At 72.3% G+C, this 17,515-nt stretch carries 17 protein-coding genes, 3 tRNA genes and 2 pseudogenes; 17 read left to right on the top strand and 5 right to left on the bottom strand.

Going from position 1 to position 17,515, the window contains the following annotated elements; translation table 11 throughout:
- Positions 1-633 (bottom strand): uracil phosphoribosyltransferase (upp, locus tag ACRWND_RS27875; RefSeq protein ID WP_431954217.1); only part of this gene is annotated, 633 nt, incomplete at its 3' end.
- A gap of 148 nt (positions 634-781) precedes the next feature.
- On the opposite strand from upp, the gene ACRWND_RS27870 reads away from it, so the two are divergent.
- The 8 genes from ACRWND_RS27870 (at position 782) to ACRWND_RS27835 (ending at position 5,143) form a co-directional block, all read left to right on the top strand.
- Positions 782-1,021, top strand: a complete 240-nt coding sequence (locus ACRWND_RS27870) for a hypothetical protein (protein ID WP_431954215.1) — start codon at positions 782-784, stop codon at positions 1,019-1,021.
- 219 nt (positions 1,022-1,240) lie between these two features.
- The gene (locus tag ACRWND_RS27865) at positions 1,241-1,783 is read left to right on the top strand and encodes a tRNA adenosine deaminase-associated protein (RefSeq protein WP_431954213.1); all 543 of its coding nucleotides are present in this window, start codon (positions 1,241-1,243) and stop codon (positions 1,781-1,783) included.
- Positions 1,784-1,821: 38 nt separating this feature from the next.
- The gene (gene tadA, locus ACRWND_RS27860) at positions 1,822-2,277 is read left to right on the top strand and encodes a tRNA adenosine(34) deaminase TadA (protein ID WP_431954211.1); all 456 of its coding nucleotides are present in this window, start codon (positions 1,822-1,824) and stop codon (positions 2,275-2,277) included.
- A 10-nt stretch (positions 2,278-2,287) separates the two neighbouring features.
- Positions 2,288-2,374: transfer RNA gene (locus ACRWND_RS27855), tRNA-Ser, on the top strand.
- A 178-nt stretch (positions 2,375-2,552) separates the two neighbouring features.
- Positions 2,553-2,717, top strand: a complete 165-nt coding sequence (locus tag ACRWND_RS27850) for a hypothetical protein (RefSeq protein WP_431954209.1) — start codon at positions 2,553-2,555, stop codon at positions 2,715-2,717.
- 30 nt (positions 2,718-2,747) lie between these two features.
- Complete coding sequence (locus tag ACRWND_RS27845) at positions 2,748-3,044, top strand: Dabb family protein (protein ID WP_431954207.1); 297 nt, start codon at positions 2,748-2,750, stop codon at positions 3,042-3,044.
- 160 nt (positions 3,045-3,204) lie between these two features.
- On the top strand, positions 3,205-4,071 hold the full coding sequence (locus ACRWND_RS27840) for an RNA polymerase sigma factor SigF (RefSeq protein WP_431954205.1): 867 nt from the start codon (positions 3,205-3,207) through the stop codon (positions 4,069-4,071).
- Between the two features lie 169 nt (positions 4,072-4,240).
- Positions 4,241-5,143 (top strand): RNA polymerase sigma factor SigF, encoded by a 903-nt coding sequence (locus ACRWND_RS27835; RefSeq protein WP_431954203.1) that lies wholly within the window; start codon positions 4,241-4,243, stop codon positions 5,141-5,143.
- Between the two features lie 285 nt (positions 5,144-5,428).
- Here the strand turns inward: ACRWND_RS27835 and ACRWND_RS27830 are convergent, their stop codons facing one another.
- A complete protein-coding gene (locus tag ACRWND_RS27830) occupies positions 5,429-5,605 on the bottom strand; it encodes a hypothetical protein (protein ID WP_431954201.1) in 177 nt (58 codons plus the stop codon).
- A gap of 124 nt (positions 5,606-5,729) precedes the next feature.
- Here ACRWND_RS27830 and ACRWND_RS27825 point away from each other — a divergent pair, with 124 nt between their 5' ends.
- From ACRWND_RS27825 to ACRWND_RS27800, 6 genes and pseudogenes are all read left to right on the top strand, one after another.
- Positions 5,730-6,665, top strand: coding sequence for an aldo/keto reductase (locus tag ACRWND_RS27825; RefSeq protein ID WP_431954199.1), 936 nt, complete (start codon positions 5,730-5,732; stop codon positions 6,663-6,665).
- A 145-nt stretch (positions 6,666-6,810) separates the two neighbouring features.
- Positions 6,811-7,266 (top strand): MarR family winged helix-turn-helix transcriptional regulator, encoded by a 456-nt coding sequence (locus ACRWND_RS27820; RefSeq protein WP_431954197.1) that lies wholly within the window; start codon positions 6,811-6,813, stop codon positions 7,264-7,266.
- 11 nt (positions 7,267-7,277) lie between these two features.
- The gene (locus ACRWND_RS27815; protein WP_431954195.1) at positions 7,278-9,767 is read left to right on the top strand and encodes an MFS transporter; all 2,490 of its coding nucleotides are present in this window, start codon (positions 7,278-7,280) and stop codon (positions 9,765-9,767) included.
- 179 nt (positions 9,768-9,946) lie between these two features.
- A pseudogene (locus ACRWND_RS27810) lies at positions 9,947-10,779 on the top strand (YceI family protein).
- A 25-nt stretch (positions 10,780-10,804) separates the two neighbouring features.
- Positions 10,805-11,275, top strand: coding sequence for a PPOX class F420-dependent oxidoreductase (locus ACRWND_RS27805; protein ID WP_431954193.1), 471 nt, complete (start codon positions 10,805-10,807; stop codon positions 11,273-11,275).
- 179 nt (positions 11,276-11,454) lie between these two features.
- A complete protein-coding gene (locus ACRWND_RS27800; protein ID WP_431954191.1) occupies positions 11,455-12,336 on the top strand; it encodes an LLM class F420-dependent oxidoreductase in 882 nt (293 codons plus the stop codon).
- A gap of 252 nt (positions 12,337-12,588) precedes the next feature.
- On the opposite strand, the gene ACRWND_RS27795 is transcribed toward ACRWND_RS27800, so the two are convergent.
- A complete protein-coding gene (locus tag ACRWND_RS27795; protein WP_431954189.1) occupies positions 12,589-12,801 on the bottom strand; it encodes an EF-hand domain-containing protein in 213 nt (70 codons plus the stop codon).
- An 806-nt stretch (positions 12,802-13,607) separates the two neighbouring features.
- Between ACRWND_RS27795 and ACRWND_RS27790 the strand changes: the two are divergent.
- Positions 13,608-14,272 (top strand): annotated as a pseudogene (locus ACRWND_RS27790) (IS701 family transposase); the annotation flags it as partial.
- A 254-nt stretch (positions 14,273-14,526) separates the two neighbouring features.
- Here ACRWND_RS27790 and ACRWND_RS27785 read toward each other — a convergent pair.
- Together ACRWND_RS27785 and ACRWND_RS27780 are read right to left on the bottom strand one after the other, a co-directional pair.
- Positions 14,527-14,599 (bottom strand) — tRNA-Arg (locus tag ACRWND_RS27785).
- 180 nt (positions 14,600-14,779) lie between these two features.
- Positions 14,780-14,870: transfer RNA gene (locus ACRWND_RS27780), tRNA-Ser, on the bottom strand.
- 186 nt (positions 14,871-15,056) lie between these two features.
- Between ACRWND_RS27780 and ACRWND_RS27775 the strand changes: the two genes are divergently transcribed.
- Positions 15,057-15,497 carry an SSI family serine proteinase inhibitor gene (locus ACRWND_RS27775; protein WP_431954187.1) on the top strand — a complete coding sequence of 147 codons (441 nt, stop codon included), beginning with the start codon at positions 15,057-15,059 and terminating at the stop codon, positions 15,495-15,497.
- Between the two features lie 219 nt (positions 15,498-15,716).
- Positions 15,717-17,515: PAS domain-containing protein (locus ACRWND_RS27770; RefSeq protein ID WP_431954185.1), on the top strand; the 1,799-nt coding region annotated here is incomplete at its 3' end.

The raw sequence follows: 17,515 nt of genomic DNA, 5'->3' as shown, positions 1-17,515 counted from the left end.
GCCGGCCGTGCCGTAGAGGCGGTCGCCCGCGTCGCCGAGGCCGGGGACGATGTAGCCCTGCTCGTTGAGGTGGTCGTCGACCGCCGCGGTCACCACGGTGACCGGCTTGCCCGCCAGCGCGCGCTCCATCGCCTCGACGCCCTCCGGGGAGGCGAGCAGCACCACGGCCGTCACGTCGTCGGCGCCCCGCTCGATCAGCAGGTCGATCGCCGCGATCAGTGTGCCGCCGGTGGCCAGCATCGGGTCCAGGACGTACACCTGCCGCCCGGACAGGTCGTCCGGCATGCGCGTGGCGTAGGTCTTGGCCTCCAGGGTCTCCTCGTCGCGGATCATGCCGAGGAAGCCGACCTCCGCGGTCGGCAGCAGGCGCACCAGGCCCTCCAGCATCCCGAGGCCGGCCCGCAGGATCGGCACGACCAGCGGACGCGGGTGGGACAGGCGCACACCCGTGGTGTCCGCGACGGGCGTGCTGATGTCCACCTGCTCGGTGCGCACGTCACGGGTCGCCTCGTAGGCGAGCAGGGTGACTAGCTCGTCGGCCAGCCGACGGAAGGTCGGCGAGTCGGTGCGCTCGTCGCGCAGGGTGGTGAGTTTGTGGGCCACCAGGGGGTGGTCGACGACGTGGATCCGCATGTCCACGACTCTAGCCTTCGGCCCGCCGCCCCGGGCCGTCCGGCCGGTGCGACCGGTCAGGCTTCGAACCACCCGGGAGGGGGAATGCGTGCCCGTACGCCCGGGTCCGCCCCGGCTGGGCGTACGGACCTTCGGGGGGTGGTGCCCCATGGCGGAGCGCGGCGGCGACGGCGCGAACGGCGCAGACGGAGCAGACGGAACCGGCGGCGGGGACGGCGCGGGCGACGCCCGTGCGCGGGCGGAGCAGGACGCCGACCGCGGACTGCGGCGCGCGGTGTTCCTGCGCGAGCTGGACGAGGCCAGGAAACTTCGCGACCGCGTCCAGCCGCGCCGGGCACGCGCGGAACGCGCGCGCCGGCAGCTGCGGATGCGGACGTTCCGCTGGTAGTCCCCTGGTCGGCACAACGCCCCGCCCGGCGGGCGCCCGCGGGGTCCGCGCAGGCCGCGCGCGGAAAAAAGCCGGAAGGCCTGGCACGCGGCACGCGCGGAAGACCCTTCGCAAAGCCGAGGTTTCTGCCACGATGCCGAGTGTGGGCGGGACCTGCGCCGGATCATCCGGCTCCCCGCCCGTAAGTCCGGACGGCCTGAGACCTGTGGGAGAGTCACGGTGTACTTCGCCGCACTGCTCGCGCGCACCGAGGACGGTTGGGAAGCGCGCGAGACCGATCTCGACGATGTGGAAACCCTCGGCGACCTGACCGACTTGGCCCGGGCGGCTTCAGCCGGGGAGGATACGGTCCTGGTCTTCATCGAACAGGAGGACGCCTGGTTCGGCGTCGTCCGCGTCGACGGTGAGGAGGACCCGCGGATCTACGTCTCCGACGCCGCCGCGGCGGCACGGAGCTCGTACGGGGAGATCCTGCTCACCGACGAGCTGCTGGGCCGGGACCCGGAGGACCTGGACGACATCGTCGACCTCGACGGCACCGAGGAGGGTGATCCCGACGACCTCGACGACGACGTGGTGCCCGGCCCCACGGAGGTGCAGGTGCCCGTGGGCCCGCTCGGGGACTGCGAGCTCCTCGCGGACCTCGGCATGAGCGACAAGGAGCTGCTGGCCCTCAGCGGCGACGGCGCGCTGACCGGGGAGGCCCTCGGGGAGATCGCCGACTCGCTGGGCTGCGCCGACGTGCTGGAGGCGGTCCGCTGACCGGGACGGACCCGCTGCGCGACCCGTGGCTCCCCGCGATGCGGCTCGCCCTCGAGGAGGCCCGGCTCGCCCCCCGCACCGGCGACGTGCCGGTGGGCGCGGTCGTGCTGTCCCCGCAGGGCACGGTCATCGGCCGGGGCCGCAACGAACGCGAGGCGGTCGGCGACCCGACCGCCCACGCGGAGGTGCTCGCCGTGCGCGCGGCCGCGAAGGCGCTCGGGGAGTGGCGGCTGACCGGCTGCACGCTGGTGGTCACGCTGGAGCCCTGCACGATGTGCGCGGGGGCCGTCGTCGCCTCCCGCCTCGACCGCGTCGTCTACGGCGCGGTCGACGAGAAGGCCGGTGCGGCGGGCTCCCTGTGGGACCTCGTCCGCGACCGCCGGCTCAACCACCGCCCGGAAGTGATCCACGGGGTGCTCGCCGACGAGTGCGGTGAGCTGATCACCCGCTTCTTCCGGTCAAAGGATTTCGGAGCACCCCCGGACGTCCGCTAAGCTCTCTCTCGGTAGCGTGTCCGAGCGGCCTAAGGAGCACGCCTCGAAAGCGTGTGAGGGGGCAACTCCTCCGTGGGTTCAAATCCCACCGCTACCGCTGCGCACGACAAAGCCGAAGCGCCCGGTTCTCACCGACCGGGCGCTTCGGCTTTTCCGGCCTTTCGGGAGCGCTGTGGCGAGCGTCACACACGGGTCGGCGCAGTGCCGGCGAAGAGCCTCAAGGAGGGCTTGCCCGACCCGGTCTGACGGGGCCATCCGGTGGATACACTCCAGCCATGGCGCAGGCGAAGAAGATCACCACGTACGTCATCGTGGCTTTCGTGCTCTACACGATCGTGACGTCGCCGTCCCGCGCAGCCGATCTCGTGCAGATAGGCTTCCAGGGCATATCGGACGCCGCAAAGGGCGTCGGGGAGTTCATGACCGCGCTGGTCAACTGACCGGCCGAAGCCGGCGAGGAGCACAGCACCGTGATACGCCACCTGGTCCTTTTCAGGCTCGACGAGGGCGTCGAGCGCGACGACCCCCGGGTCGCGGCGGGCGTCGAGGCCTTCGAGCGTCTCGGCGAGCAGATCCCGGAGCTGGCCTCCTGGGAACTGGGCTGGAACATCTCGGAGCGTCCGATCGCCTACGACTTCGCCATCAACTCCTCGGTCGCGGACGCCGAGGCGCTCACGGCGTACCTGGAGCACCCCGCACACCAGGCTGGGGTGGCACTGTGGCGCGAGTTCTCCACCTGGGTGGTCGCCGACTACGTGTTCGAGTGATCTCTCGCGGCGGCCCTCCGGGCCCGCTGCCGCCCCACAGCCCTTCGCCCGCCGGGCGGAGGGCTTTTTGTCTGAGGGCCGCGCCTCGCTTGCACACAGTCCACATGAATTGTGATGCTATGACCGCTTTTGCCGGATGAGTGGACCGATGAGGAGTGGCATGTCCGTGTCGGCCCGACCCGCGCCACCATCGACCTCCACAGACGGCAGCGGGACCGGTACGGCGACGGGCGGCGGCAACCGCGAGAGAAGCACCAACAGCAACGCGGTGGAGGCGCGGGCACTGACGCAGGTGCTGTTCGAGCAGTTGTCGGGGCTGGAGCCGGGCACCCCGGAGCACACCCGGGTCCGGGCCGCCCTCATCGAGGTCAACCTGCCGCTGGTGCGCTACGCGGCCGCCCGCTTCCGCAGCCGCAACGAGCCGATGGAGGACGTCGTCCAGGTCGGCACGATCGGGCTGATCAACGCCATCGACCGCTTCGATCCGGAACGCGGGGTGCAGTTCCCGACGTTCGCGATGCCGACCGTCGTGGGGGAGATCAAACGTTACTTCAGGGACAACGTCCGCACCGTCCACGTCCCGCGCCGGCTGCACGAGCTGTGGGTCCAGGTCAGCGGCGCCATCGAGGACCTGACGGTGGCCCATGGGCGCACCCCCACCACGCCGGAGATCGCCGACCGGCTGAAGCTCTCCGAGGACGAGGTGCTGGCCTGCCTCGAGGCCGGCCGGGCCTACCACGCCACATCCCTGGAGGCGGCGCAGGAGGGCGGCGACGGTGCGCCCGGGCTGCTGGACCGGCTCGGCTACGAGGACCCGGCCCTGACCGGCGTGGAGCACCGGGACCTGGTGCGGCACCTGCTGGTCCAGCTGCCCGAGCGGGAGCGGCGGATCCTGCTGCTCCGCTACTTCGGGAATCTGACGCAATCGCAGATCAGTGCGGAACTCGGGGTTTCGCAGATGCATGTGTCGCGACTGCTCTCGCGCAGCTTCGCCCGACTCCGATCCGCAAACCAGCTCGAATCGTAACCCTTGCGGAGTACCCACCCCCTGAGAAATAAGTCGACATGGCGCTACAGCGCGTTGCCGACATGTGACATTCTGCGGGAACCGCGTTTGTCGTGGTCCGGCCTCCGGTATTCCAGTGGAGGAACGAACCGTCGCCCGCGACACCCGTCCGCGACCTCAAGGGGGTGGCATGTCCGTAGAAGTGGGCAGTCCGAAGGTGCTGAACACCGACGCGCCGCACGATGCTCCTGACGGCAAGGCCATCGACACCGTCGGCACCGCCGTCGACAGCGCCGCCGTCGACAGCACGATCGAGGCCATCGACACGAGCGTCGACACCCGCACGCTCTCCCGCTCGCTGTTCCTGCGGCTCGCCGAGCTGCCGGACGACAGCCCGGAGCGCGCGTATGTGCGGGACACTCTCATCGAGCTCAACCTGCCGCTCGTGCGCTACGCCGCGGCCCGCTTCCGCAGCCGCAACGAGCCGATGGAGGACATCGTCCAGGTCGGCACGATCGGGCTGATCAAGGCGATCGACCGCTTCGACTGCAACCGCGGCGTGGAGTTCCCCACCTTCGCGATGCCGACCATCGTCGGCGAGGTGAAGCGCTTCTTCCGCGACACCTCGTGGTCGGTGCGGGTGCCGCGACGGCTGCAGGAGCTGCGACTGGCGCTGACCAAGACCAGTGACGAGCTCGCCCAGCGGCTGGACCGCTCGCCCACCGTCTCCGAACTCGCGGCGGCGCTCGGCGTCTCCGAGGAGGACGTGGTCGACGGCCTCGCGGTCGGGAACGCGTACACCGCCAGCTCGCTGGACTCCCCGCCCCCGGAGGACGACGGCGGCGAGGGCTCGCTGGCCGACCGGCTGGGCTACGAGGACACCGCGCTGGAGGGCGTGGAGTACCGCGAGTCGCTCAAGCCGCTGCTGGCCCAGCTGCCCGCGCGGGAGCGGCAAATCATCATGCTCCGCTTCTTCGCCAACATGACGCAGTCGCAGATCGGCGAGGAGGTCGGCATCTCCCAGATGCACGTCTCCCGGCTGCTGACCCGGACCCTGGCCCAGCTGCGCGAGGGTCTGACGGCCGAGCAGTAGGCACGGGGTCCGGCCCCGGCCGGACCGGACGGTTCTTCCTGGTCGTTCGTCAGTTCACGGGCCTGACGGTGCGTTCACCGGCCGCCGGGGCGCGCCTTCGCCGCCGCCTCGGCGGCCGTCGGCTTTCCGCTTCCCGGGCCCGCCTCGGGCCGGTACGCGCTGACCGCCGTGAGGTCCGGACCTGTGTAGCCGGACCACCGAGGCCGACCGCCGAGGACGGGTGCGCGGCGGCCGCCGCGGACCGGCGACAGCCGGCGCCCGGTGTCGATGGACGGGGCGCGCCGGTCAGGCGACCGCGAACCAGACCACGGCGGCGATCACGACGACGGCCGCGATGACGCCGACGATCAGGCCGGTCTTGTTGCCGCCCGCGGCCTGGGCCTGGGCGGGCTCCTCGTCGACGAAGGCGCGGAACATCTGGGTGCTGCCGGCCGGGTCGTAGTTGTTGTCAGGGGTAGTCATGGTGCAGGACCCTAGCGAAGTCAGGTCGCGCGGGTCACCCCCAGCCCGTCCCCCGGATGCGGTCCGCCCCGTAAAAGGTGAGCAAACAGGGAATACCCCCCGTCTGGCCCGTGTCCAAGACCGCATGGCACTCATCGGAAACTCTACTCTCGACGTATTCCCGCTCTGCCTCGGCGGCAATGTCTTCGGCTGGACCGCGGACGAGGCGACCTCCTTCGACGTGCTCGACGCCTATAGGGAGGCCGGCGGCAACTTCGTCGACACCGCGGACGTGTACTCGGCCTGGGTACCCGGCCACACCGGGGGCGAGTCCGAGACCGTGATCGGTTCCTGGCTCGCCAAGCGCGGCCGCCGCGACGACATCGTCATCGCGACCAAGGTCGGCTCGCACCCCGCGTTCAAGGGCCTGAAGGCAGCGACGATCAAGGCCGCCGCGGAGGAGTCGCTGCGCCGGCTGGGCACCGACCGGATCGACCTCTACTACACGCACTTCGACGACCTCGAGACCCCGGTCGAGGAGATCGTCACCGCCCTGGACGAGCTGGTGCGCGAGGGCAAGGTCCGCCACGTCGCGGCCTCCAACATCAGCCCCGAGCGGCTGGCGGCCTCCCTGGAGTTCGCCGAGCGCGAGGGGCTGGCGGCGTACGTGGCGCTGCAGCAGCACTACAACCTGGTGGAGCGGGAGCAGTACGAGGGCCCGCTGCGCGAGGTCGTCCAGGCGCACGGCCTCGCCTCCGTGCCGTACTTCGGCCTGGCACGGGGCTTCCTCACCGGCAAGTACCGGCCCGGCGTCGCGGTGGACAGCGCCCGGGCGGAGGGCGCGAGGGTCTACCTGGAGTCCGAGCGCGGACCGCGGGTCCTGGCCGCCCTGGACGAGGTCGCCGGAGCGCACGGCGTCGAGCCGGCGAGCGTCGCGCTGGCCTGGCTGCGGTCCCGGCCGACCGTCGCCGCACCGATCGCCAGCGCCCGCACGCCGCAGCAGCTGTCCGCGCTGCTGGCCTCCGTGACCCTGGAACTCACCGCGGCGGAGCTCGAGCTGCTGACGGCCGCGTCTGCCTGAGCTGCGACTCTCCCCGGCGACCCGCCTCCCTTGACCGGAGGCGGGTCGTTCCTTGTGCAGGTTTTTACCCTAATAACTTGCCTGCAACAACCAAACATTTTTATGGTTGCTTGAGGCAACCAACAAGCTCGGAAAGCGAGGCGCCATGGCGACGCAGGAGGAGTTCGCGGAGCTCGCGAGCCGGCTGCGCGTGATCCCGGTGGTCATCCGGGAACTCAGCCGCGCCTGCCCGCCGCAGTGCCCGCCGGCATCCCTCGGCGTGCTCTCGGTGATCAGCCGCCTCGGCGAGCTGCGGATGAGCCGGCTGGCCGAGCTGCTGGAGGTCGACATGTCCGTCACCAGCAGGCATGTGGCCCACCTCGCCGAGCTCGGCTGGATCGACCGGCTGCCCGACCCCTACGACAAGCGGTCGCGGCTGCTGCGCCTGACCCCCGGCGGCGCGGACATGCTGCGCGCCGCACAGGTACGGGTCGCCGAGGCGCTGGCCCACCGGCTGAGGGACTGGCCGGACGAGGACGTCGCCGAGTTCTCCCGGCTGATGGACCGGCTGCGCAGCGACTTCGCCGCCGACTGCGGCCCCCGTACACCTTCCACGACATGAAGAGGACGACCATGGCAACAACCGCACCACCCACCGGTGTGCGGGGGAGCGATGCCCACACAGGACACGCGGCCCCCATGTCGCACCGGCAGATCATGGAGGCCCTCACCGGGCTGATCCTCGGCCTGTTCGTGGCGATCCTGTCGTCCACGATCGTCTCCAACGCCCTGCCGAGGATCATCACCGATCTGCACGGCGGGCAGAGCGCCTACACCTGGGTCGTGACCGCCGCCCTGCTCACCACCACCGCCACGACCCCGGTGTGGGGCAAGCTCTCCGACCTGTTCAGCAAGAAGCTGCTGGTCCAGCTGGCTCTGGTGATCTACGTGGTGGGCTCGCTGGTCGCCGGCCTGTCGCAGAACGCCGGGATGCTCATCGTCTGCCGCATCGTCCAGGGCGTCGGCGCCGGCGGTCTCAGCGCGCTGACCCAGGTCATCATGGCCGCGATGATCTCCCCGCGCGAGCGGGGCCGCTACAGCGGCTACCTCGGCGCGGCCTTCGCCCTCGGCACCGTCGGCGGCCCCCTGCTCGGCGGCGTCATCGTCGACACCGACTGGCTCGGCTGGCGCTGGTGCTTCTACGTCGGCGTGCCCTTCGCGATCATCGCCCTGATCGTGCTGCAGAAGACCCTGCACCTGCCGGTCGTCAAGCGCCAGGTCAAGGTCGACTGGGCGGGTGCCTTCTTCGTCACCGCCGCCGTCAGCCTGCTGCTGGTCTGGGTCACCTTCGCCGGCGACAAGTACGCCTGGCTCTCCTGGCAGACCTACGTCATGACCGCGGGCGCGCTGCTGCTCGTCCTGCTCTTCGTCCTGGTCGAGTCCCGGGCGAGCGAGCCGATCATGCCGCTGCGGCTGTTCCGCAACAAGACCATCAGCCTGACCTCGGCCGCCTCGATGTTCGTCGGCACCGGGATGTTCGCCGGCACGGTCTTCCTCAGCCAGTACTTCCAGCTGGCGCGCGGCGAGACGCCGACGTCGTCCGGCGTCATGACCATCCCGATGATCGGCGGGCTGTTCCTCGCCTCCACCGTCTCCGGCCAGGTCATCACCCGCACCGGCCGCTGGAAGGCGTTCCTGGTCTCCGGCGGCGTGCTGCTCACCGGCGGCCTCGCCACGCTGGGCTCGATGCGCTCCGACACCCCGTACTGGCACCTGGCGATCTACATGGCGCTGCTGGGCCTCGGCGTCGGCATGACGCTGCAGAACCTGGTGCTCGCGGTGCAGAACCAGGTCGGCGCCGCCGACCTCGGCGCCGCCAGCTCCGTCGTCACCTTCTTCCGCACCCTCGGTGGCGCGATCGGCGTCTCCGCGCTCGGCGCGGTGCTCGGCAACCGCGTGACGCACTACGTCAGCGACGGTCTGACCGTCCTGGGCCTGACGTCCACCGGTGAGTCCGACGGCTCCATCCCGGACCTGGGCACTCTGCCCGCGCCGATCCGGCACGTCGTGGAGCAGGCATACGGCCACGGCGCCGGCGACGTCTTCCTGGCCGCCGCCCCGGTGGCGTTCGTCGCGCTGCTGCTGGTGCTCTTCATCAAGGAAGTGCCGCTGAGGACCGCGAGCGGCCTGCAGCAGGCGGCCGGTGTCCCCGGCAACGCCTCGCAGCCCCCGCAGCAGGCGGTCATACCGGCCCAGGCGGGCCCCGCGGACGAAACCGCCGCCGAGACCGCCACGACCGCCGAGGCGGTCGCCACCGCCGCGCAGGCGGTTCCCCTGCCCGCCGCGGGCCCCGCGCTCCGCGGTCAGGTGCGCGACGTGGACGGCGCGGGCGTCGAGCGGGCCACGCTCACCCTGATATCCCTCACCGGCCGGCAGCTCGGCCGCGCCTCCACCGGCGCGGACGGCGGCTACGAGCTGCCCGCGCCCGGCGCCGGCTCGTACGTGCTCATCGCCGCCGCCGACGGGCACCAGCCGCAGGCGTCCACCGTGGTGGTCGGCGCGGAGCCCGTCCCGTACGACGTCGTCCTGGCCGGCACCAGCGGCCTCACCGGCACGGTGGTCGCCGAGGCCACCGGCATCCCCGTCGCGGAGGCCATGGTCGTGGTGACCGACGTCCGCGGTGAGGTCCTGGCCACCGCCGGCACCGGCGCCGACGGCGCCTTCGGCTTCGCGGACCTGCCGGCCGGCGACTTCACCCTGGCCGTCAACGCCAACGGCTACCGGCCTGCCGCGCTGCCGGTCGAGGTCGCGGGCAACGGCCCCACCCACGTCGAGGTCCCGCTCCGCCCGGGAGCGCGGCTGCACGGCACCGTGCTCGGCGGGATGGCGCGGACGCCGCTGACGGAGGCCCGAGTCACCCTGATCGACGCCGCCGGGAACGTGGTGGCGACCGCCACCACGGGTGCCGACGGGGCGTACGCCTTCGGCGACCTCGACGCCGGCGAGTACTCGCTGGTCGCCAGCGGCTATCCGCCGGTGGCCACCCAGGTGACCGTCGGCAACGGCGCCGCGGCCGGCCACGAGAGCGGCTTCGACGTCGAGCTGCACCACCCCGAGGGGTGAGCCGGCGGCCGGTCCCCGCGCCCCGAGGAGGCGGGGGCCGGCAGCCGGGAGAAGGCGGATCCGCTCCGGACGCCGGGGCTGGGGACGGCCGGGGCCGTCCGGACCGGACCGACCGACCGGCCTACCGGGGTCGGCGCGAACGCGAACGCACCGCAGGCGAGCGAGGGACAGCGAGGGACATGGACACGACGGCAGGAGCAGGGCTGCGCGGGCGGATCCGGACGAAGGACGGCTGGGCGGTGCCGCACGCCGTGGTCACCGTCACCGACATGACCGGGCAGCAGATCGCGCGGGAGCCCGCGGACACCGAGGGCGCCGTGCGCACCGCGACGCTGCCCCCGGGGCGTACACCGTGATCGTGACCGCCGTGGGATACCGCCCGGCCGCCGCGACGGCGCTGGTGACCGCCTCCGGTTCGGCGGACCTGGGCACCCTGCTGCTGGCCCGCGCGGGCGGCCTCGAACTGCCGCCGCCCGGGCCGTGGACGATCGACCCGGCGCACTCCGAGGTCGGCGCGGTCGCCCAGCACCTGGGCCTGTCCAGCGTGCACGGCCGCTTCACGAGCTTCGCCGGCCGGATCGACGTCGCGCGGCAGCCCCTGGCCTCGTCCGTCGAGGCGGTGATCGACGCCGCCTCGATCGACACGGGCAACGGCACCCGCGACGAGCACCTGCGCTCCGCCGACTTCCTCGACGTCGCGGAGCACCCGACCGTCACCTACCGCAGCACCGCACTGGAGCAGGCCGCCGGCGACCGGTGGACCGTGCACGGGGAACTGACGATGCGCGGCGTCACCCGTCCCGTCGACCTGGACCTGGCCTACCTGGGCACCGGGCCGGACCCCTGGGGCGGCGTGCGCGCCGCCTTCCGCGCGACGGCCGAACTGCGCCGCGAAGAGTTCGCGATGAACTGGAACCAGGTCGTCCGGGCCGGCATCGCCACCATGGGGACGACCCTGAGGATCACCCTCGACATCCAGGCCGCCCAGGGGGAGGCCCTCCCCACCGGGTAGCCGCGGGGCGCATAGGCTGCCGTCCATGGCTGCCAACATCGCGACCAACACCAGCGTCCACCTCGACCAGCTGCTGGAATTCGTACGACCGCGCCACCGCGCCCTGCTGCTGACCACCCGCGCCGACGGCCGCCCCCAGGGCTCCCCCGTCACCTGCGGGGTCGACGACGCGGGGCGCCTGGTCGTCTCGACCTACCCCGAGCGGGCCAAGGTCCGCAACGCCCGCCGTGATCCGAGGGCCTCGCTGATCGTCCTGTCCGACGAGTGGGACGGCCCCTGGGTGCAGATCGACGGCACCGCCGAGGTCATCGACTCCCCCGACGCGGTCGAGCCGCTGGTGGAGTACTACCGCAACATCGCGGGCGAGCACCCGGACTGGGACGAGTACCGCGCCGCCATGCTCAGGCAGGGCAAGTCCCTGGTGCGGGTGACCCCCGAGCGCTGGGGCCCGATCGCCACGGGCGGCTTCCCGGCGCGACTGGCCCCGAAGGAGTAGCCGTACCGCGCGAGGAGGGAGCGGCGGCCGCCGGGCAGTCGCTCTTCGCACCGCCCGCCGCGTCGCGGCGGACACCGCTGACGCGCCACCGCGCGGGGAATGCGGGTGCCAAGGATGGGGCTTTGGCACAGGACCGAACCAGTCGTATTTCCACCATACTTCGTGACGGGAGAACACCCATGAGCGACAGCCAGACGCCAGCGATCGGACGCTACGGCCTGTGGAACGCCGGGCTGCAGGACCCTGACCCCGCGCATGCGGCCGAACTCGCCGAGACCGCGGCCGAACTGGAGGAGCTCGGGTACGGGGCACTGTGGATCGGCGGCAGCAGCGGCGTCGAGCACGCGGCCCCGCTGATCGCGGCCACCTCCTCGATCAGCGTCGCCACCGGCATCCTCAACATCTGGCAGTACGGGCCCGAGGACACCGCCGCCCGCCAGGCCGCGCTCGAGGCCGCCCACCCCGGGCGCTTCCTCCTGGGCCTGGGCGTCAGCCACGCGCGTTTCATCGAGCAGTACCAGCGCCCCTACACCGCGATGACCCACTACCTCGACGCGCTGGACGCCGCCGGGTCGCCGGCCGGGAACCGGGTGCTGGCCGCGCTCGGCCCGAAGATGCTGGAACTCTCGCGGGACCGCTCCGCGGGCGCGCATCCGTATCTGGTCACCGTCGAGCACACCGCACAGGCACGCGCCACGCTGGGCGAGGGACCCCTGCTGGCCCCGGAGTTCACGGTCGTGCTGGAGCGCGATCCGGACCGGGCCCGCGAGACCGCCCGGGAGATGCTGTCGTTCTACCTGCAGTTGTCGAACTACACCGACAACTGGCTGCGTCTGGGCTTCGGCGAGGACGACCTCGCCGGCGGGGGCAGCGACCGCTTGGTCGACGCGCTCTTCGGCTGGGGCGACGAGGAGCGGGTGCGGCAGCGGATCGACGCCTACCTCGACGCGGGCGCCGACCACGTCGCCGTCCAGGTACTGCCCTCGGGTGAGGACCGGTCCGGACTGCCGCGCGAGGAATGGCGCCGGCTGGCCGCGGTGCTCGAGCTCACCGGCCCCTGAGCGTCCGCCCGGGGCGACCGACCGTAGACAGCCGCGGGCGCCAGCGCGACGCCGCCGCGCGAGGCGCCCGACCCACCACGGGGGCCGGGCGCCGGGCAACGCCCGCGCACCGGCCGCCCGTCCGCCGTCACGGCGCCCCGCGGCCCGCGGCCCGCGTCACCCTCCGCTGCCCGCGGCAGTCCGCGGGCAGCCGACGACGTCCCCCACGCGCCCTGCGGCTCCGCTGCGCGGACGAGGGCTTGGAGCCCGTCGTCAGGACTGCTGGGCAGTCCAGAACTCGTCCCACGAGATCTTGCCGTCGCCGTTGCCGTCCACGGCCGCGATGAGGCTCTGCGCCATGCTGGCGGTCACGTTGAAGTCCCCGAGCTGCGCCATCGCGCTCGCGTACTCGCTCGCCGTGATGAGTCCGTCCCCGTCGGCGTCAAACCGCGCGAACGCCTTCTTGGCCGCCTCGATGTCCGCCATCCTGACACCCCTCCTTGTTGTAACCCGGTCCTGACAGCGCACACCCTAGCCGCCGCGATCTCCACGGCAGCGGCCGGGCCGACGTGCGGCGCAGCGGGCCCGGCCTGCCCCGCCCGATGGGCCGACCACCTCCGCGGGCCCGCCGAACACCACCAGCCCCAGCGCCGCAACCCGCCCTCGCCGCACCCCTGGCCCCGAGGACGGCCACTGTGCGGCGCGCCGCCCCGGGGTACCCAACGACAGAGGCCCCCGGGTGATCCCGGGGGCCTCTGATCTGCTGTGCACTCGCCAGGATTCGAACCTGCAACCTTCTGATCCGCAGGCTCAGGCGGGCTGTTGGGCGAGGGCTCCGCCGCCCGCCCGGCTGATCGCCGAGCGTCGTGATCAATAGCCCCTGTGTGCCGTCGTTGCCGTCAGCCCTGAGGGTTGGCGTCGCCTGCCACGACCGTTTTCAAGACCGTTCCCTTCGGCCGCTCGGGCACCCCACCTCGGCCACAGCACACCAGGAGCGGGTCAAGCGTGCTGGCACCGAACGACTCACGGGGGCTGTGGTCCACACCGGGTCCACTGCACCTACGCCGCTCACCGGAATTGCCAAAGGCATATTCACTTCCCCCAAGGCGAACAGGCAGACGCCACACCTCTCACGCGGCTCCGACCTGCCAAAACGGCCCGCAAACCGGGCGTGAAGACCGGCTATCCCCTCGGACCAGTCCTCGATCTGCGCGACCGTCAGCGATTCATCACACAGTCAGCCCAACGACCAACACGGCACTCCGTCACGCCACATGCGGTTGCAGTATTAGGTCTACGGCGGCAACCCGAAACTGCGGTCCACACTGGAAGAGCGCGGGGTCGGCTACGTGCTCGCCGTCGCCTGCTCGGCTGAAGTCACACCGGGGCGGGGAGGTTCCGCGCGGACGCCCTGGCAGCGAAAGTGCCGAAGCGAGCCTGGCAGAGCTTGTCGGCGGGGGCCGCCAAAGGGCACCGCTTCTACGACTGGGCCGTCATCGACCTGGCCGAACCCCGACCCGGCAGCCACCGGCTGCTGATCCGCCGCAACCGCACCACCGGTGAACTCGCCTACTACCGCCGCTGGTCGCCCGCCCCGGTGCCCCTGGCTGCGCTGGTGCGGGTTGCCGGATCAAGATGGCGGGTGGAGGAGACCTTCCAGGCCGGAAAGGGCCTGGCCGGACTGGACGAGCACCAGGTCCGCCGCTTCACCTCGTGGTCCCGCTGGGTGACCGTGGCCATGCTCGCCGTCATCCGCGCCGACGAACACGCCTGCCATCCCGCCCCGAATGGGCTCATCCCGCTCACCTGCAACGAGATCCAGCGACTGTTCACGACGCTCGTCGTCCAACCCGTGCGCGATGCGCCCCACCGGCTCAGCTGGTCCGCCTGGCGACGCCGACATCAGGCCCGAGCCAAGGCCAGCCATTACCGCCGACAAGCCGCGAACCAGACATGAAGATCACGAACTACGGCTGGAGTATCAGCCTCGATCTCCATGGCAGCGGCCGGGCCGACGTGCGCGGCAGCGTGCCTGGCCTGCCCCGCCCGATGGGCCGACCACCTCCGCGGGCCCGCCGAACACCACCAGCCCCGGAGCCGCACCCGCCCTCGCCACACCCCTGGTCCCGGGGACCGGGAAGTGAGCGACGTGCCACCCCGGGGTACCCAACGCCAGAGGCCCCGGATCACTCCGGGGCCTCTGGTCTGCTGTGCACTCGGCAGGATTCGAACCTGCAACCTTCTGATCCGTAGTCAGATGCTCTATCCGTTGAGCTACGAGTGCTTGGCTTCCCGGCTTTTTTCTTGCCGGTCGGCTTTGCGGGAACAACATTACATGACCCGCGCCGTGACGTGAAATCCATTAGCCGCACCCCCTCTGACCTGCGGAAATGCTGGAAGGGTGGCTCAGCAGGGGTCCCGGGAACGGCAGAAGCCCCGGCCGGGGGCCGGGGCTTCTGTGGAGCGGAGGCGGAGGGATTTGAACCCTCGATGGACGGTAAAGCCCAAACCGCATTAGCAGTGCGGCGCCATAGACCGGACTAGGCGACGCCTCCTGGTGTGCCCGCGTGAGCGGGTGTGTGCAGATGATGGCACAGCCCGGTGGGCTGGGACCAATCGCTGACCAGATTACTAGGCCGTGTGCGGCCAGGGCAAAGGCGTTGCGGCGGACGCCGGGGCGGCGCGCCCACGATCGGGTGGGTTGGCGGGCGCGGGTGGCGGCGGTCAGGTAGGGACGGAGCATGCGATTGGCTCGTGTGCCCATGACCGCCGCGCTCGCGCTCGGCCTGCCGCTGACGGTGGCCGTGCCGGCCCTGGCCTGCCCTTCCGGCCCCGGGGGGCCGCCCGACGTGCTGCGGGTGGTCGTGGACGACGGGGCGGGCCACGTGTCGGAGTACGACCTGCGCTGCGCCCCCGTCGGCGGGACCCACCCCGACGCGTCGGAGGCGTGCGCCCGCCTGGAGCGGCTGGACGGTCCGGTGGGGCCCTCGCCCGAGGGCACGATGTGCACGATGATCTACAGCGGCCCGCAGCGGGCGACGGTCCACGGGAACTGGCGAGGCCGGCCCGTGGACGCCCGCTACGACCGCAGCAACGGCTGCGAGACGGCCCGCTGGCGGCGGATGGCCCCGGTGCTCCCGGTGCCCCCGGCGCACGACGGGCCCGCCGGCCGGGGCGTGTGACCGAAGGGGTGACCGACACCACATCCGCACGGCTCGGCCACGAACACTACTCACGCGTACGGGACATGGGTATCCGGAGCCTCACGGCCAACCGCTGCCCGTACACTCGCTCTAGTGACATGCCCCCCGGTCGGCGGCAAGATGGGCCACCACCGGTGGATGCCCCCTTCGCGGGTGGTGGCGCGGCGGCAAGTGCGGTTTTCAGGGAGGACGCGTCTCGTGAGCAGCAGGCCATCCCGAGGCGCTGCTCGCCTCGCGGCAATACTCGACGCGCTCCCCGACGCCCTGCTTCTGGTGAACGCCAACGGGACGGTCGTCAACGCCAATTCCATCGCCCTGGAGACCTTCGAGTCGCCCGGCACCGCCCTCGTGGGACGCGGCCTGCTCGACCTCCTGCCGACGTTCGACGCGCGCCGCATCCCCGGTTCGATGCGCCGCCCCGACGACGACGCGGGCCGCACCAAGCCGACCCGGATGGTCGCCCGGCGGACCGACGGCAGTGAGATCCCGGTCGAGGTCACGAGCGCGAACCTCGACGACGCCCGCACGCCCTTCGCCGAGACCTACAGCTACACCGGCGACGAGTTGCTGATGCTGGTCGTCCGGGACCTCACCGGGACGCTGGACACCGAGGCCGAACTCGCCCGCCAGCAGCGCCAGACCGAGATGATCCTGCGCGCCGCCAGCGAGGGCGTGATCGGCGTCGACACCGATGGCAAGATCGTCTTGGTCAACCCCTCGGCCGCGCAGATCCTGGGCTTCCGGGCCACCGACCTCGGCGGGCAGGAACTGCACCCGCTGGTGCACCACTCCCGGCCGGACGGCAGCCCGCTCCCGGCCGAGGAGACGCCGCTCTCCCAGACGCTGCGCTCCGGGCTGAAGCACCGGGTCCGCGGCCAGGTGCTCTGGCGCAAGGACGGGCGCTCGGTCTCGGTCGACCTGATCACGGCGCCGGTGCGGGAGGGCGACCAGCTGGTCGGCGCGGTGATGACCTTCACCGACCGCACGCGCTTCGACGCGCTCGCCGCGCGCAACGCGCAACTGCAGTCGCTGCTCGGCGACGCCCTGCGCGGGCCGTTGGACGAACTGCGGGCCGAGCTCGCCGGGCTGGCCAACGACCCGGCCGGGCAGCTGTGGCCGGAGGCCAACCAGATCCTGCACCACCTCACCGCGGGCTACGCGCGGATCACCACGCTCATCGACAGCGTCCTGTCCTTCCAGCGGCTCGACCGGGGCGAGGAGAAGCTGCGGCGCGAGACGACCTCGATGGACAAGATCGTGGCGGCGGGCGTCGAGGCGGCCAGCGAGCTGATCGGGCCCGGGCGGGCCCAGTACGCGGTGCACGCGCCGCCGATCGAGGCGACCGTGGACGCCGAGCGGATGGCGCAGGCGCTGTCCCACCTGATCGTGGACGTGGCGGGTGTCGACGCGGTCGGCAACGTTCCCGTCGTGGTCGGCGGCGTCGACTCCACCATCGTCGTGGCGGCGGCGCAGCGCGGTGACTCCGTGCGCATCGAGGTGCGCGGTCCGCACGCGGGCGACAACCCGGTGCACGTGCCGGTCGCGCGCGGCATCGTCGAGAAGCACGGCGGTGTGCTCCAGACCCATGAGGTGCCCGGGCAGGGCAGCGCGTACGTGATGGAGGTGCCCGTCGGCACGGGCGCGGCGAAGACGCCGGCCAAGGAGCCCCGGCGCGAGTCGGAGACGACCGTCATGCCGGTGCCGGCCGAGCCGGTGCGCGGGACGGCGCCCGCCGCCGTACCGCAGGCGCCGTCCCCGGCGGCCTCGGCCGTCCCCGTCCCGCAGCCGCCCCAGCCGCCCACGCCGGTGGAGACCTCCGCGCCGGCCGCCGGCGCCGCGCTCGCGCTGCCGGCGGCGCCCACCGCCGACCCACCGACCGCCACCGGGCGGGGGGGGGGGGGGGGGGGGGGGGGGGGGGGGGGGGGGGGGGGGGGGGGGGGGGGGGGGGGGGGGTGGGGGGGGCGGGGGGGGGGGGGGGGGGGGGGGGGGGGGGGGGG

The sequence above is a fragment of the Actinacidiphila sp. bgisy167 genome, from assembly GCF_965342175.1.
GTDB lineage: Bacteria > Actinomycetota > Actinomycetes > Streptomycetales > Streptomycetaceae > Actinacidiphila.
The sequence above is the reverse complement of the archived record's forward strand: the minus strand, read 5'-3'. Positions and strand labels throughout refer to the sequence as shown.